15 protein-coding genes are annotated in these 14,025 nt (G+C 62.8%); 7 read left to right on the top strand and 8 right to left on the bottom strand.

Translation table 11 applies throughout. From position 1 onward, the window contains the following. Positions 1–196: 196 nt before the first annotated feature. From ACDI39_RS21240 to mdaB, 4 genes are all read right to left on the bottom strand, one after another. Positions 197–742 carry a hypothetical protein gene (locus ACDI39_RS21240; protein WP_225790530.1) on the bottom strand — a complete coding sequence of 182 codons (546 nt, stop codon included), beginning with the start codon at positions 740–742 and terminating at the stop codon, positions 197–199. Positions 743–986: 244 nt separating this feature from the next. Further along, on the bottom strand, positions 987–2,654 hold the full coding sequence (gene ggt / locus ACDI39_RS21235) for a gamma-glutamyltransferase (protein WP_225790531.1): 1,668 nt from the start codon (positions 2,652–2,654) through the stop codon (positions 987–989). A gap of 96 nt (positions 2,655–2,750) precedes the next feature. Further along, a complete protein-coding gene (locus tag ACDI39_RS21230) occupies positions 2,751–3,656 on the bottom strand; it encodes a LysR family transcriptional regulator (protein WP_486537015.1) in 906 nt (301 codons plus the stop codon). Positions 3,657–3,743: 87 nt separating this feature from the next. After that, on the bottom strand, positions 3,744–4,334 hold the full coding sequence (gene mdaB, locus ACDI39_RS21225) for an NADPH:quinone oxidoreductase MdaB (protein ID WP_225790533.1): 591 nt from the start codon (positions 4,332–4,334) through the stop codon (positions 3,744–3,746). Between the two features lie 194 nt (positions 4,335–4,528). Here mdaB and ACDI39_RS21220 point away from each other — a divergent pair, with 194 nt between their 5' ends. Next, positions 4,529–4,843 (top strand): putative quinol monooxygenase, encoded by a 315-nt coding sequence (locus tag ACDI39_RS21220; RefSeq protein WP_225790534.1) that lies wholly within the window; start codon positions 4,529–4,531, stop codon positions 4,841–4,843. Here ACDI39_RS21220 and ACDI39_RS21215 read toward each other — a convergent pair. After that, positions 4,833–5,597: a sulfite exporter TauE/SafE family protein gene (locus ACDI39_RS21215; protein ID WP_410045273.1), complete on the bottom strand. Its 765-nt coding sequence runs from the start codon at positions 5,595–5,597 to the stop codon at positions 4,833–4,835. The two genes, ACDI39_RS21220 and ACDI39_RS21215, sit on opposite strands and share 11 nt — an antisense overlap. A 77-nt stretch (positions 5,598–5,674) precedes the next feature. Here ACDI39_RS21215 and ACDI39_RS21210 point away from each other — a divergent pair, with 77 nt between their 5' ends. After that, complete coding sequence (locus ACDI39_RS21210; RefSeq protein ID WP_225790536.1) at positions 5,675–6,559, top strand: LysR family transcriptional regulator; 885 nt, start codon at positions 5,675–5,677, stop codon at positions 6,557–6,559. A gap of 50 nt (positions 6,560–6,609) precedes the next feature. On the opposite strand, the gene ACDI39_RS21205 is transcribed toward ACDI39_RS21210, so the two are convergent. After that, a complete protein-coding gene (locus ACDI39_RS21205) occupies positions 6,610–7,386 on the bottom strand; it encodes a hypothetical protein (RefSeq protein ID WP_225790537.1) in 777 nt (258 codons plus the stop codon). Beyond that, complete coding sequence (locus tag ACDI39_RS21200; protein WP_225790538.1) at positions 7,368–8,384, bottom strand: hypothetical protein; 1,017 nt, start codon at positions 8,382–8,384, stop codon at positions 7,368–7,370. The genes ACDI39_RS21205 and ACDI39_RS21200 overlap by 19 nt, the downstream gene beginning before the upstream one ends. A 195-nt stretch (positions 8,385–8,579) precedes the next feature. On the opposite strand from ACDI39_RS21200, the gene ACDI39_RS21195 reads away from it, so the two are divergent. From ACDI39_RS21195 to ACDI39_RS21180, 4 genes are all read left to right on the top strand, one after another. After that, positions 8,580–9,185 (top strand): CDP-alcohol phosphatidyltransferase family protein, encoded by a 606-nt coding sequence (locus ACDI39_RS21195; RefSeq protein WP_225790539.1) that lies wholly within the window; start codon positions 8,580–8,582, stop codon positions 9,183–9,185. Positions 9,186–9,209: 24 nt separating this feature from the next. Further along, a complete protein-coding gene (locus ACDI39_RS21190) occupies positions 9,210–10,964 on the top strand; it encodes a bifunctional alpha/beta hydrolase/class I SAM-dependent methyltransferase (protein ID WP_225790540.1) in 1,755 nt (584 codons plus the stop codon). Positions 10,965–11,040: 76 nt separating this feature from the next. Further along, on the top strand, positions 11,041–11,664 hold the full coding sequence (locus ACDI39_RS21185) for a lysophospholipid acyltransferase family protein (RefSeq protein WP_225790541.1): 624 nt from the start codon (positions 11,041–11,043) through the stop codon (positions 11,662–11,664). Position 11,665: 1 nt separating this feature from the next. Next, on the top strand, positions 11,666–12,598 hold the full coding sequence (locus ACDI39_RS21180; protein WP_225790542.1) for a phosphatidate cytidylyltransferase: 933 nt from the start codon (positions 11,666–11,668) through the stop codon (positions 12,596–12,598). A 94-nt stretch (positions 12,599–12,692) separates the two neighbouring features. On the opposite strand, the gene ACDI39_RS21175 is transcribed toward ACDI39_RS21180, so the two are convergent. Continuing rightward, positions 12,693–12,968: a metal/formaldehyde-sensitive transcriptional repressor gene (locus ACDI39_RS21175; RefSeq protein WP_225790543.1), complete on the bottom strand. Its 276-nt coding sequence runs from the start codon at positions 12,966–12,968 to the stop codon at positions 12,693–12,695. 70 nt (positions 12,969–13,038) lie between these two features. Between ACDI39_RS21175 and dmeF the strand changes: the two genes are divergently transcribed. Next, complete coding sequence (gene dmeF, locus ACDI39_RS21170; protein WP_225790544.1) at positions 13,039–13,977, top strand: CDF family Co(II)/Ni(II) efflux transporter DmeF; 939 nt, start codon at positions 13,039–13,041, stop codon at positions 13,975–13,977. The last annotated feature ends 48 nt before the right edge of the window (positions 13,978–14,025 follow it).

Here is a 14,025-nt window from a genome sequence, read left to right as displayed (position 1 = left end):
GTAGGGTTCCTGTGGGAGCTTGCTCGCGAATTAAGGGCGCAGCCCTTGTCATACACCTGGGGTGTCAGGGCCGGCCTATTCGCGGCGGTTCGGCGCCCCGACAAGCCCGCTACAGGGCCCTGCGTCAACCGCATGTCTCTGCGCGACAGCGCACCCGATGGCCCCAAGAGCATGCGACTGGCATGACACCCGCCCATCAGAATAGTTGGAACAAACTACTGAAAAATTCCCGGCAAAAATTCGTCGATCCAGAAAGCGTATGGCAGTCTTGCCATATGACTCCGCCCCAAATCGCAAAGGAGATAGAAACCAGAGAGCCGAACATACCTAAGTAGGCGCGTAACAATCCGCTACCATCTGTATCTCCGCTTTTATCATCGGTGAAAATTCTGTAGTGAACTTGCCCCTTGATCGCAACCCATGCAATAGCAGCCTGCACAACCCCTGAGGTTCCCAGCAGCCCGATTGCCAATGTGAAAAAAAATCTCTCGACAATTCCGGTTAGCACACCCGTAAAAATAAAATCGGACAGCCCCTCTTTGTTATTTTCCCCGTGCACGTCTGATCCAGCACTTTCCCTGACAGCCCTTCCCTTCTTCTGGGCAACAATTAACTCCTTCACATACCACATCATCAGAAAAGCTATTTGCGTACCAATCGCTCCCAAGACCCCCGAAACGACTACTAAACCCAGAAACCATGAAGAATCACATATCAAAACGCTTTCTATATTGTTATCCATGATGTCCACTTCTCTCAGGCAGCCAAACGCCAACGTTTTGCGCGTCCTAGCCCCAACAGAAGGACTCCCATAAAACCCATCACACGGTGGCTATCAATAAAAGAAATAGCCTAGAAACAATCAATGTGCCATCAGTCATCCATGCCGGCGATCTGACATTCACAACGCTTGCCAACCTACGCTGAGTGGAACGGCTAGCTAAGAGGCGGACCACTCAACCCACCATCCCAAGTCCAGCCAACGCTTATTCGACAACCTTCCCCACACCCCGCCCACGTGGATCGGACGCCGTCTCCAGCTTGTCCCCCGTCACCCGGATCGCCTGGATATCGCCCATTTCCCAGCCCTGGTCCTCCAGCACATAGCCCATCGCCTTCAGCTCCTCGGCCACCGGCCCGGTCAGCGGCGCGTAGCTGTCGAAGTAGATCGTGTCCTTGGGCAGCAGTTGGTGATGCACGCGCTGCGCCGCCACGGCCTTCTCCAACGGCATGCCGTAGTCATACAGGTTGTTCATCACCTGGAAGATCGAGGTGAAGATCCGCGAACCACCCGGCGTGCCGATCACCAGCGTCACCTTGCCGTCACGGGTGACCAGGCTCGGGCTCATGGACGACAGCATGCGTTTGCCCGGCGCGATGGCATTGGCGTCACCGCCGACTACACCGAAGGCATTGGCCACGCCAGGCTTGGCGCTGAAATCGTCCATCTCGTCGTTGAGCAAAAAGCCCGCGCCCTTGACCACCACACCGCTGCCGTAGTCGAGGTTGAGGGTATAGGTGTTGCTCACCGCGTTGCCCTGCTTGTCGACGATGGAGAAGTGGGTGGTCTGGTGCGACTCCAGGCCCGGGCGCACCTTGTCGGTCTCGGAGATCGCATCGGGGTTGACCTGTTCAGCGCGCTTGGCCAGGTAGTCCTTGTCGATCAACCGGGCGACCGGCACCTGGGTGAAGGCCGGGTCGCCCAGGTAGTCGGCGCGGTCGGCGAACACGCGCTTCTCGATCTCCGCCAATAGGTGGATGTAGCGCGCCGAGTTGTGCGCCACGCCCTTGAAGTCCGCCGCCCGCACTTCCTTGATGCCCAGCAGCTGGGCCAGTGCAACACCGCCGGAGCTGGGCGGCGGTGCGGTATAGACCACGTTGCCGCGCCAATCGAGGGCCATCGGCTGGCGCCACACGGCCTTGTAGTCCTTGAGGTCGTCCTTGGTGATCAGGCCCTTGTCGGCCTGCATCTGCGCCACCAGCAGGTCGGCGGTCCGGCCCTGGTAGAACTCGCTGACGCCCTTGTCGGCGATGCGCTCGAGGGTCTGCGCCAGCTCCGGCTGCTTGAACAGCTCGCCGACCTTCATGCTGGCGAAGTAGTCGTTGAAGTTGGTGGCCTCCTTGAACAGGCCCTGGGCGTCGTCGCGGTACTGGTACTGTTTTTCGGCGACCTTGAAGCCGTTTTTGGCATAGCCGATGGCCGGGGTCAGCAGCTCGCTCCAAGGCAGCTTGCCGAACTTCTGATGGGCCTCCCACAGCCCCATCACCGTACCCGGCACGCCGGCGGCACGGGCGCCGACCAGGCTCAGGTTCTCGATGACCTCGCCCTTGTCGTCCAGGTACATGTCGCGGCTGGCGGCCTTGGGAGCCACCTCGCGGTAGTCGAGGAAATACGGCTTGCCGTCGACGAACAGGGTCATGAAGCCACCGCCACCGATGTTGCCGGCCTCGGGGTAGGTCACCGCCAGGGTGAAGGCCGTGGCCACTGCGGCATCCACCGCGTTGCCGCCCTTCTTCAGAATATCGGCGGCGACCTGTGCGCCATATTCATCGGGGGCGGCCACGGCACCGCCTTCGAGGGTCACGGCAAATGCCGAGGAACAGCTGAGGATCGCGGCCCCGAAGGCCAGGGACCGGAACATGACGATACGCATGCGCACTTTCCTTGGTGTTGTTCTTGTCGAACAGTCATTAAGGCCCAAGCCTCTGGACTACGCAAACACCCAGGGAATTTCCACCGTCGATGAACGTCAGGGCAGCGAGCAGGCGTACATCGCCAGCTTTTGCTGGATGAAGTCGAGGAAGCACTGGATGCGCAGGGCCAACTGGGTATTGCGGTAGTACACCGCGTGAATCGGTTGGCGATAGCCAGTGTTGAACTCGCCTAGCACGACCTGCAGGCGACCGCTGCGGATGTCCTCGTGGGTCATGAAGTGCGACAGGCTGACGATGCCCTCGCCAGCCAGGGCCAACTGACGCAAGGTCTCGCCGCTGGAGGCGACCAGGCTGGGGCGGATGCTCCAGCGATCGCCCTCGGCATGACGCAATGGCCACTGGTTGAGGGTTTCCAACTGGCTGAAGCCGAGCAGGCAATGCTCGTCGAGGTCCTCCACCCGCTGTGGGGTGCCATGGCGGGCCAGGTACTCGGGGCTGGCCAGTACCTGCACCGGGCTGCAGCCCAGGGAGCGGGCGTGCAGGCTGGAGTCGGCCAGCTCGCCGATGCGGATGGCCACGTCGGTGCTCTGCTCCAGCAAGTCGATGATCAGGTCGTCGGTGTTCAGTTCCAGTTCGATCCCTGGGTACTGGCGGCGGAACTCGCCGATCCAGGGCAGGATGGCATGCAGCATGAACGGCGCGGCGGCATTGATGCGCAGGCGCCCGGAGGGGGTCTGGCGGTGCATCGACAGACGTTCTTCCATCTCGTCCATCTGCTCGAGGATCAGCCGCGCGCGTTCGAGGAAGAAGCGACCTTCCTCGGTCAGGTCCATGCGCCGGGTGGTGCGATTGACCAGCGTGGTGCCGAGCTTGGTTTCCAGCCGCGACAGGGTGCGGCTGACCGCCGAGGGGGTCTGGCCGATCTGCTCGGCGGCGGCGGAGATCGAGCCGCAGTCGATCACGGCGACGAATACCTGGAGCTCTTCGGATCGGGTTTTCACGTATCAGACCTGTGCTGAAGCATGCCGTGATTGATAGCCGGTGATGGGGGTTCCTGCAAGGGGGCCGCTTCGCAGCCCCAGGCCCCATCACTGGGCCTTGCCGAACACCTTGTCCAGGTGCGCCTCATAGGCCGCCACGGTCGCCGGCACATCCGGCCGCTTCATCACATCCACCGCCAGGAAGGTCGGCAGCCCACTCATGCCCAGGAACTGGTTGGCCTTGTGGAACGGGAAGTACACCGCATCCACCCCCTTGCCCTCGAAGAAGTCGGCTGGGTCATCGAAGGCCTGTTGCGGTGCGTTCCAGGTGGCCGAGATCATGTACTGCTTGCCCTGGACCAGCCCACCGCTGCCGTACTTCTGCGAAGCATCGGAGCGGGTGCGGCCGTCGTTGGCGTACAGGCTGCCGTGGCCGGCGGTGAAGACTTCGTCGATGTACTGCTTGACGGTCCAGGGCGCGCCCATCCACCAGCCGGGCATCTGGTAGATCACCACATCGGCCCAGAGGTACTTTTCCACCTCTTCCCGGATGTCGTAGCCGCCGTCGATATAGGTCTGCTTCACGTCGAAACCGGCGCGGTCCAGGTGGGCCAGGGCGACATCGTGCAGGGTCTCGTTCAGGCGACCGTCGGAGTGAGCGAAGCGTTTGCCGCCGTTGAGCAGGAGGATCTTTTTCATGGGGGCCTCGTAAGGTGGTGTCGATCCGAGGCCAGTGAGCCGCCGATCGAGTCAAGTTGGATGGCGGTAGAGTAGGTATCCAGCGGAGGAGGAAAAAGAGATCCCAACGCAAAATACATTTGCGCTCAAATCATGAATGACAACCCTATTGTTGCCTTAGACTCTGACACCTCCCCATTCCCAAGGCCCTCTCCATGACCGAGCAATACGCCTTCATCCTCAAAGCCAAGACCCGCCCGGAAAAGGCCGAAGCCTTCGAACGACTGTTCCGTGCCTACGTCGAGCCCAGCCGCCAGGAGCCGGGTTGCATCGAGTACCACATGCTGCGCGACAAGGAAGACCCGAGCCTGTTCGTGTTCTACGAGGTGTGGGCCAGCAAGGCCGACCTGGACGTGCATTCGGCCCTGCCGCATATGCGCGAGTTCTTCGAACGGCGCATGGACTACCTGGAGCGCGACTTCGATATCCAGCTGATCGAAATGCTCAGCCCGTCCTCCGCTACCCGTTGACCAGCAGCTGCCCCCCCAGCAGCGCCAGGCCGATGAAGAAGCAGCGCCTGAACAGCGGGGCACTGATGCGCTGGCGCAGCCACTGGCCGCCGAGCATCCCCAGCAGGGCGGGTACCAGCACCAGCAGTGATGCGCCCAGTGCCTGGCCACCCAGCGCATCCTGCCCTGCCAGGCCCAAGGCCAGGGCGAAGGTGGAAACCGTGAACGCCAGGCCCAGGGCCTGGACCATCTCGTCGCGCGACAACCCCAGGCTCTGCAGGTAGGGCACCGCCGGCATCACGAACACGCCCGTCGCCGCCGTCACGACACCCGTCGCCAGGCCACACAACGGGCCCAACCACCACTCCCGCCGCGGCACCACCGACACTGTCGGCCCCACCAGCCCGTACAAGGCATACACCAGCAGCGCCCCACCCAGTGCATGCGCCGCCCAGGGGCCGCTGTCGATGCCCAGCCAGGCGCTGCCGAGCAAGGTACCGACGAAGATCATCGACAACATGCCGGCCAATCGGCGCAGCAGCACGCGCAGGTGCCCGCCGGCAGCCAGTTGCCAGAGGTTGGTCACGGTGGAGGGCACGATCAGCAAGGCAGCAGCCTGCGCCGGCGCCATAGCCAGGCCCAGCATGCCCATGGCGATGGTCGGCAGCCCGAGGCCGATCACGCCCTTGACCGCGCCGGCCAGGAAGAAGGTCAGGAGCACCAGCAGCGACAGTGCCAGGCCCATGTTCTGGTAGAACTCGAGGACAGTATTCATGGACCCATGGTGCCCGGCCCGGGGGCTTGGGAAAATCTGCCATATACTCAGCCAGACTCTTGCCAGGACAGAGGCTGATGCATTTCGACCTGACCGACCTCACGCTGTTCCAGCACACCCTGGAATGCGGCAACATCACCGCCGGCGCCCGCCGCAGCCACCTGTCGCTGCCCGCCGCCAGCGCCCGTATCCGCGCCATGGAGGCGTCCCTCGGCATTCCCCTGCTCGAGCGCAATCGCCGTGGCGTGCAGCCTACCCCAGCCGGCCAGGCCCTGTTGCAGCATGCCCGGCTGATCGGCCAACAGGTCGAGCGCCTGCAATACGACCTGGCCCAGTACGCCCAAGGCCAACAGGGCCAGGTGCGCTTGTTGTGCAATACCGCCGCGCTGACCGAATACCTGCCGGAACTGCTGGCCGCGTACCTCGTCGAGCACCCTGGGGTCAGCGTGGATGTGCAGGAGTTGCCGAGCCTGCGCATCGTGCAGTCGATCAGCCAAGGCATGGCCGACCTGGGGATCATCTCCACCGCTGCGCCCAACGAGCATTTGCAGACCCGGCCGTTTCGCGCCGATCCGCTCGTGCTGGTGATGCCCCTCGGCCATCCCTTGGCCAAACACGACGCACCCACCTTCGTCGACAGCCTCGCCCATGGCCACGTCGGCCTGGGTGCCAACAGTGCCCTGGCCCTGTACCTGGAGGAACAAGCCCTGCGCGAAGGGCGGCGCATGCAGGTACGGGTGCGGGCCGAGGGGTTCGATGGTGTGCTGCGCATGGTCGCCGGAGGGGCTGGGATCGGCGTGGTGCCATTGGCTGCCGTGCACCGCTGGGAAGGGATACTACCCTTGTGCTGGACGGCCTTGACCGAAGACTGGGCCAATCGCCAGTTGTTGCTGTGTGCCCGGGACTTCGAGGCATTGCCAGGCTATGCGGCGGCGTTGGCAAGGCGACTGGAGACAGAGTGAGACTCGTCTCAGCCGGTCCCGCTGCAACCGCGAGCACGTTGCTAACCACATCAAGGCTGCGTTGCCGTTCTGGTCGTCACGCCGAATATTGCCTTCAATCGCTCGACATAGGTTTCCAGCTCACCTGAAAGCCCCAGGTCCTTGAGCCTGACCTGCTCTTTTCCAATGCGCTCAAGAAACACCGCCATATCCTGCTGAAGTACCTCTGGCAGCGGTATCGGCTCTTCGGAAAGCAACGAACTCAATTGAAGGACATCGTTCCTGTGCTTGCGGATATTCCTGCTATCCACCTGCTCACCGGCGTCCTTTCGCCTCGACAGGTCCAGCCATGCCTTGGCCTTGAACGGGATGAGGCATGACGCACCGATATGCGTGATATCACTGCCAACTTGGCGAGCTTCCAGCAGAAACGCGTAGTACGCGTCGTCGAGAAGAATTGCCGACAAGCTGGAGACTGCCTCGCCGGAGGGAATGGGCGTCAGTGTTTCACCCTCTTCGTGACCAAGCCCCTCTGGCTTGCGAGAGAACAACTCGATCTGTGCAGGATAGGCTTCCTTCGCAGGATTCTGGAACCGATAGAGGATCGGCCGGTCTCCGCTGCGCTGCCTGACGCGATAACCGCCATCGCGAATGAAGTGCCAGAATTGATTGACGAAAGCGGCATCCAGTGCCTCGATGATCAGCACGATGTCGAGATCCTTGGTGGCTCGGAACTCACCGCCCGCCTCGTCCATCACCAGCCAAGCCGCCACGCCACCGATCATGACGTACTGATCGCCGTATCCTTTGAAATGCTCAGCGAATAGCTCTAGTCCCCTGATAGCCAATGAATACTCTCCCTGATTTCATCCAATGCCATTTGAATACGTTCATCGGGGTTTTCTTCGAGACTCAACAGCAATGAGGCCTTGTCGGCCAGATTGGCCTCGTTCGGCAGTCCAGCGTATGACCAGACTTCAACCTCTGCCCTGATCTGGTCGACATCCTCAGTGACCCTGAAAACCTCTCCCTCCAGACGCGAGAAAACCTTCCGGGTCATGCCATAAACAGGCCGGCCAGGTGCGGCGAGCAATGTGTACTCGGCCAATGCCGCTTCCCCGGCAAGGAACACACCGTTACCCAATTGCAACGTCGAATCGATGAAAACCCTTCGCTTTACAGGCGAACGGAAATACTGCCTGGCCTGGCTGAAAATTTCCGGCGCAGAAGCCTTGAATTCGTAACGATTGATGTTCACCCGATCGGCCACCGGTACAAGCAACCCAAGGGCCTGGAGTTGCTCAAGCACCTTGCCCAAGGTGACCCGGCTGTAGGTGTATTCCCCAAGGATGTCGACCGAAGAGAAGACGTCATGGCTAGCCCAGCCCCCATAGAGGCATTGCAAGAGAACCGCCTGGGTCGCAGGCAACAGGCCGGCTCCGGACAGCACGGGTTTGCGCTGGCGAAAGCGCTCGCGCAGGTCAATGGCTATCTCGGGGATGAACATCTGATAGCGTGGCTGGATGAAATTGATCCGATGACCGATAAGGCTGCGTCGCTCATGGGCGGAAAGAGAGGCGAAAGCCAGCACGATAGTCGCGTCCGTCGCCTTGCGGATCTGGTCGAGATGCTTGTTCAGGGCTATCACGCCTGGATAGCGGCTCTCTCGCGGTACCAGCAAGAGCAGTTCCAGATCCGCTAACGAGCCGAGCCCCAATCTCACCTCGACTGGCTGGTACGCATCCTTGATATGAAACGGGAGTTTCAGCAGGGAAATCCTGGTCTGGACGCTGGCACCCAGCATCGACTCCAGATAAGCCCCGACTTCCTTTCGCAGATTGTCCATACCAGCCCCTGTAAACTCTATTTTTAAACTGTAAACCAGCATTGTTTACAATTCAAAAATCACGTTTACACAAAGCCGCTGACTCCGTTCCCGCTTGATCGATCCTTTCACACCGTTGGAATATCGCGCTTGCCGTTACACAAAATAATCCTCTAGGTTTGCGCCTTGAAGCCGCACCATGACAGGGAGCTCACCGTGCCATCCATCTACCAGCTAAAACCCCGCTTCCAAGCCTTGCTGCGCCCTGCGGTAAAGCGCTTGTACGAGCGTGGCGTCACCGCCAACCAGGTCACCGTCGCCGCCGCGCTCGTATCGGTACTGCTCGGCCTGCTGCTGGCCTGGCAAAGCCACATGGCCTGGCTGTTCATCCTGGTTCCGATCTGGATGCTGCTGCGCATGGCGCTCAATGCGGTCGATGGCATGCTCGCCCGGGAGTTCGGCCTGCAGTCGAAGCTGGGCGCCTACCTCAACGAACTGTGCGACCTGATCGCCGATGCCGCGCTGTACCTGCCATTCGCCCTGCTGCCGGGTGTGTCGTCTACCCTGGTGGTGCTGGTCGTGCTGGCATCGCTGATCAGCGAATACGCCGGGGTGATGGGGCCGCTGGCCGGAGCCTCGCGGCGCTACGACGGGCCGATGGGCAAGAGCGACCGGGCGTTTGCCTTCGGCGTGCTGGGGGCCGGAGTCGCCTTCGGGGTATTGAATGCGGCATGGATCGACGGCCTGTTGCTGGTCATCCTGGCGCTCTCGCTCTATACCCTCTACAACCGGGTTCGCCAAGGGCTGGCCGAAACCCGCTGACCTCGCCGGACAAGGACCTTCGCCATGCGCCAAGCGCAATCGCTGCACTTCCCGACCCATGACGGTGTCGAGCTGCATTACCGCCACTGGCCCGCTACCCGCAACGAACACCAGCCGCGCCGGGCGGTAGTGATGTTCCACCGCGGCCACGAGCATGGCGGGCGCATGGCCCACCTGGCCGACGAACTGGACATGCCCGGCTACGACTTCTTCGCCTGGGACGCCCGCGGCCACGGCCAGTCGCCGGGCGCACGTGGTGACAGCCCGAGCTTCGCCACCAGCGTGCGCGACGTGCAGACCTTCATCGAGCATATCCAGGCCCAGCACGGCATCGCGGAGCAGGACATGGTGGTGCTGGCGCAGAGCGTCGGCGCCGTGCTGGTGGCCACCTGGGCCCATGACTATGCGCCCAGGGTACGCTGCCTGGTGCTCGCCTCGCCGGCCTTCAAGGTCAAGCTCTACGTGCCCTTCGCCCGCCCAGGGCTGAAACTGCTGAAGGCCTTGCGTGGCAACTTCTTCGTCAACAGCTACGTCAAGCCGCGCCTGCTCACCCATGACCCGGAGCGGGTCATGTCGTACGTGGCCGACCCGCTGATCAGCCGACCGATCTCGGTGACCATGCTGCTGGGCCTGTACGAGGCGGCCGAGCGGGTGCTCGCCGATGCCCAGGCGATCCAGGTACCGACTCAGTTGCTGGTCTCCGGCACCGACCTGGTGGTCGAACGCAAGCCGCAGGAGCGCTTCTTCGAGCGCCTGGGCAGCACGCGCAAGGAACTGCACATCCTCCCGGGCTTCTTCCACGACACCCTCGGCGAACGTGATCGCGGCCACGCCCTGGCGCGTATCCAGCGCTTCGTCGAACACTGCTTCGACGCCCCCGCCCCGCGGCCTTCGCTGCTCGATGCCGACAAGGTCGGCGCCAGCTGCGCCGAGGCCGAGTGCCTGGCCGCACCGCTGCCGCGTCACTCGCCCCGCGACCTCTACTGGCGTGCCACCCGTGCCGGCCTGCGCCTGGGCAAGGGCTTCTCGGACGGCGTGAAGCTGGGCTTCGAAACCGGCTTCGACTCCGGCAGCACCCTCGACTACGTCTACCGCAACCAGCCCTGCGGCAAGGGCAAGCTGGGCGAATGGATCGACCGCAACTACCTCGATGCCATCGGCTGGCGCGGCATCCGCCAGCGCAAGCAGCATGCGGAGGAACTGCTGCGCCTGGCCATCCAGCACCTGCGCGCGCAGCAATGCAGGGTGCATATCGTCGATATCGCCGCCGGCCATGGCCGCTACATCCTCGAGGCCCTGCAAGGCCTGGAACAGTTGCCCGACTCGATCCTGCTGCGCGACTACAGCGAACTGAACGTGCAGCAAGGCAGCGCACTGATCGCCGAGAAAGGCCTGGACGAGATCGCCCGCTTCGTCCAAGGCGACGCCTTCGACCGCCAAGGCCTGGCCGCCCTCGACCCACGTCCGACCCTGGCGGTGGTCTCGGGCCTCTACGAGCTGTTCGCCAGCAATCAGTTGGTGGGCAACTCCCTGGCAGGCCTGGCCGATGCCGTCGAGCCTGGCGGCTACCTGGTCTACACCGGCCAGCCCTGGCACCCGCAACTGGAGATGATCGCCCGCGCCCTGACCAGCCACCGCGACGGCCAGGCCTGGGTGATGCGCCGCCGCAGCCAGGCAGAGATGGACCAGTTGGTGGAGGCGGCAGGCTTTCGCAAGATCGCCCAGCGCATCGACGAATGGGGCATCTTCAGTGTCAGCCTGGCGCAGCGGGCAGGCTGATGGTGTACGAAGCGGCCACGGCCTACTGGCCCTCGCTACCCTGCTGACACTCCCTTTCACTGGATGAGAACGTGCCATGCTCGCCGCCCTGACCGCCTTCGCCATCACCTGCGCCGCGCGCCTGATCACTGGCGCACGCGCCCTGTGGCTGGGCTGCACACCCCAACCGGTGCAGCGCCTGTACTTCGCCAACCACAGTAGCCACGGCGACTTCGTGCTGCTCTGGGCCTCGCTGCCAGAGCCCTTGCGCCGCCGCACGCGTCCAGTGGCCGGTGCCGACTACTGGAGCAAGCCCGGTATCCGCGACTTCCTCATCCGCAAGGTCTTCAACGGCGTGCTCATCGACCGCCAGGGCGGCAACCCCCACGACAACCCGCTGCAACCGGTGCTGGATGCCCTGGCCCAGGGAGACTCGTTGATCTTTTTCCCCGAGGGCACCCGCAACCTGGGCGAGGAGCCCCTGCTGCCGTTCAAGAGTGGCCTGTTCCACCTGGCAGCGGCCAACCCCGACATCGAACTGGTCCCGGTGTGGCTTGCCAACCTCAACCGGGTGATGCCCAAGGGCCGTGCCCTGCCGTTGCCGCTGCTGTGTACCTTGAGTTTCGGCGAACCGATCCGCCTGCAGGCCGACGAAAGCAAGCAGGCCTTTCTCGAGCGGGCCAGCCAGGCCCTGCTGAACCTGGCCCCGAAGGATGCCTGAAATGGACGACAACACCCTTTCCCTGTTCGCCGGCATCGGCGCCCTGCTGCTGCTCGCCAGCGTGATCGGCCGCCTGCTCAAGTGGCGTGCCGGCCCTGCGCCGCATGCGGTGATCGACAACCTCAACGCACGTATCAACGCCTGGTGGGTGATGGTGCTGGTGATCGGCCTCGCCTTCGTGTTCGGCAAGTACGGCGTGATCCTGCTGTTCTACTTCGTCTCGTTCTACGCCCTGCGCGAGTTCATGACCCTCACCCCGACCCGGCGCAGCGACTACCCGGCGCTGCTGGGAGCGTTCTACCTGGCGCTACCGGTGCAGTACCTGCTGATCGCCATGGATTGGTACGGCCTGTTCAGCATCTTCATCCCGGTGTACCTGTTCCTCTTCCTGCCGATCCTGGCGAGCTTCGGCGGCGACACCACGCGCTTTCTCGAGCGTGCCTCGAAGGTGCAGTGGGGGCTGATGATCGCGGTGTACTGCCTGTCCTCGGTGCCGGCGCTGATGACCCTGGACATCCCCGGCTATGAAGGCCGCAACCTGCTGCTGATCGCCTGGCTGATCCTCGTGGTGCAGATCAGCGACGTGTTGCAGTACGTCTGCGGCAAGCTGTTCGGCAAGCACAAGGTCGCACCCAACCTGTCGCCATCGAAGACCGTCGAAGGCCTGGCCGGCGGCGTCGCCCTGGCCACCCTGGTCGGTGCGCTGCTGTGCTGGATCACCCCGTTCAGCTTCTGGCAGGCCGCGCTGATGGCCCTGACGGTGAACACGATGGGCTTCTTCGGCGGGCTGGTGATGTCGGCGATCAAGCGCGACCGTGGGGTGAAGGATTGGGGGCACATGATCGAGGGCCATGGCGGCATGCTCGATCGCATGGACTCGGTGTGCTTCGCGGCGCCGGTGTTCTTCCATTTCGTGCGCTATTGGTGGGCGTGAGGTAGTTGATACCCCTTGGGGGTATTGATGCGTGAACACCACTGCCCATTGTGTAGCGTGCCGGCGATGGGCTGCACAGCAGCCCTCGACCTCATTACTTGAGGTAAGACCGCAACAACGACGCCACTTTGTCCACCTCTTCCTGCCGCGCCTCAGCACTCAGCCCGTCCGCCACCAAGTGCTCGCGGATATGCCCTTCCATTACCTCAGCCATCAACCCGTTCACCGCCCCCCGTACAGCAGCGATCTGCTGCAGGATGGCTAGACAGTCCTTGTCCTGCTCCAGCGCAGTTTCCAGAGCCGCCGCTTGGCCTTTGATCTTGCGCACGCGGGTCAGCAATTGCTTCTTGCCATTGACAGTATGTGCCATTCAGTCTCGCACCATGGTAGGTATACTGGGGTATAGTATATTTTCGATCATTTGCGGAGCATGATAAACCATGGTGGAGCAAACCTCGGACAAGTGGCTGCACAGTCACCAGTTCCACACCAGCAACCTGGGCGCAGAACGCAAGACACGCCTGGCGGTATGGCTCACCGCCGTAATGATGGTGGTGGAAATCGCCGGGGGCTGGTTCTTCAACTCCATGGCCCTGCTCGCCGACGGCTGGCACATGAGCTCCCACGCCCTGGCCCTGGGGCTTTCACTGCTGGCCTATGCCGCCGCACGGCGTTATGCAGGCGATCGGCGCTTCGCCTTCGGTACCTGGAAGATCGAGATCCTCGGCGGCTACTCCAGCGCGCTGCTACTCCTGGGCGTTGCGGGGTTGATGGCTTTCCAGTCGGTCGAGCGACTCCTGGCACCGGGCCCGATCCACTATGACCAGGCAATCGCCATCGCAACCTCGGGCCTTGCGGTGAACCTCATCTGCGTCTGGCTGCTGCGCGACGATCACTCACACCATCACCACCGCCACGACCATCATCACGACCATGGTCATCACCACGACCTGAACCTGCGTTCAGCGTACTTGCATGTGATCGCCGATGCTGCCACCTCGGTACTGGCGATCATCGCCCTGCTGGCGGGCAAGTTCTGGAGCGCGGGTTGGCTCGACCCGGTGATGGGCCTGGTGGGTGCAGTATTGGTGGCATGGTGGGCCCGAGGCTTGCTACGCGACACTGGGCGGGTGTTGCTGGACGCCGAGATGGATGCGCCGGTGGTCGAGGAGATCCGCGAATCGGTGGCACAACTGCCGATGCCCGCCACCATTACCGACCTGCACGTGTGGCGCGTCGGCAAGGACCAGTACGCCTGCATCCTCAGCCTAGCGACCCGCGCGCCACTGGATGCGGACGACGTTCGCCGGGTACTTGATGTCCATGAGGAGCTGGCCCATGTCACCGTGGAAGTGAATGCGCTGGCGAGCCCCCGATAGCGCGTCCAGGCACTTGGGCGTCGAGCCCAGGCAACTCCCCCTCAGCCA

Source organism: Pseudomonas sp. Tun-23181 (genome assembly GCF_057415455.1).
Note: the sequence above shows the minus strand (reverse complement) of the source record. Positions and strands in the feature narration are given on the sequence as shown.

Coding starts and splice junctions, on each gene's coding strand:
- ACDI39_RS21240 (WP_225790530.1), bottom strand. CDS start 742: ATGGATAACAATATAGAAAGCGTTTTGATATGTGATTCTTCATGGTTT.
- ggt (WP_225790531.1), bottom strand. CDS start 2,654: ATGCGTATCGTCATGTTCCGGTCCCTGGCCTTCGGGGCCGCGATCCTC.
- mdaB (WP_225790533.1), bottom strand. CDS start 4,334: ATGAAAAAGATCCTCCTGCTCAACGGCGGCAAACGCTTCGCTCACTCC.
- ACDI39_RS21220 (WP_225790534.1), top strand. CDS start 4,529: ATGACCGAGCAATACGCCTTCATCCTCAAAGCCAAGACCCGCCCGGAA.
- ACDI39_RS21215 (WP_410045273.1), bottom strand. CDS start 5,597: ATGAATACTGTCCTCGAGTTCTACCAGAACATGGGCCTGGCACTGTCG.
- ACDI39_RS21210 (WP_225790536.1), top strand. CDS start 5,675: ATGCATTTCGACCTGACCGACCTCACGCTGTTCCAGCACACCCTGGAA.
- ACDI39_RS21200 (WP_225790538.1), bottom strand. CDS start 8,384: ATGGACAATCTGCGAAAGGAAGTCGGGGCTTATCTGGAGTCGATGCTG.
- ACDI39_RS21190 (WP_225790540.1), top strand. CDS start 9,210: ATGCGCCAAGCGCAATCGCTGCACTTCCCGACCCATGACGGTGTCGAG.
- ACDI39_RS21185 (WP_225790541.1), top strand. CDS start 11,041: ATGCTCGCCGCCCTGACCGCCTTCGCCATCACCTGCGCCGCGCGCCTG.
- ACDI39_RS21180 (WP_225790542.1), top strand. CDS start 11,666: ATGGACGACAACACCCTTTCCCTGTTCGCCGGCATCGGCGCCCTGCTG.
- ACDI39_RS21175 (WP_225790543.1), bottom strand. CDS start 12,968: ATGGCACATACTGTCAATGGCAAGAAGCAATTGCTGACCCGCGTGCGC.
- dmeF (WP_225790544.1), top strand. CDS start 13,039: ATGGTGGAGCAAACCTCGGACAAGTGGCTGCACAGTCACCAGTTCCAC.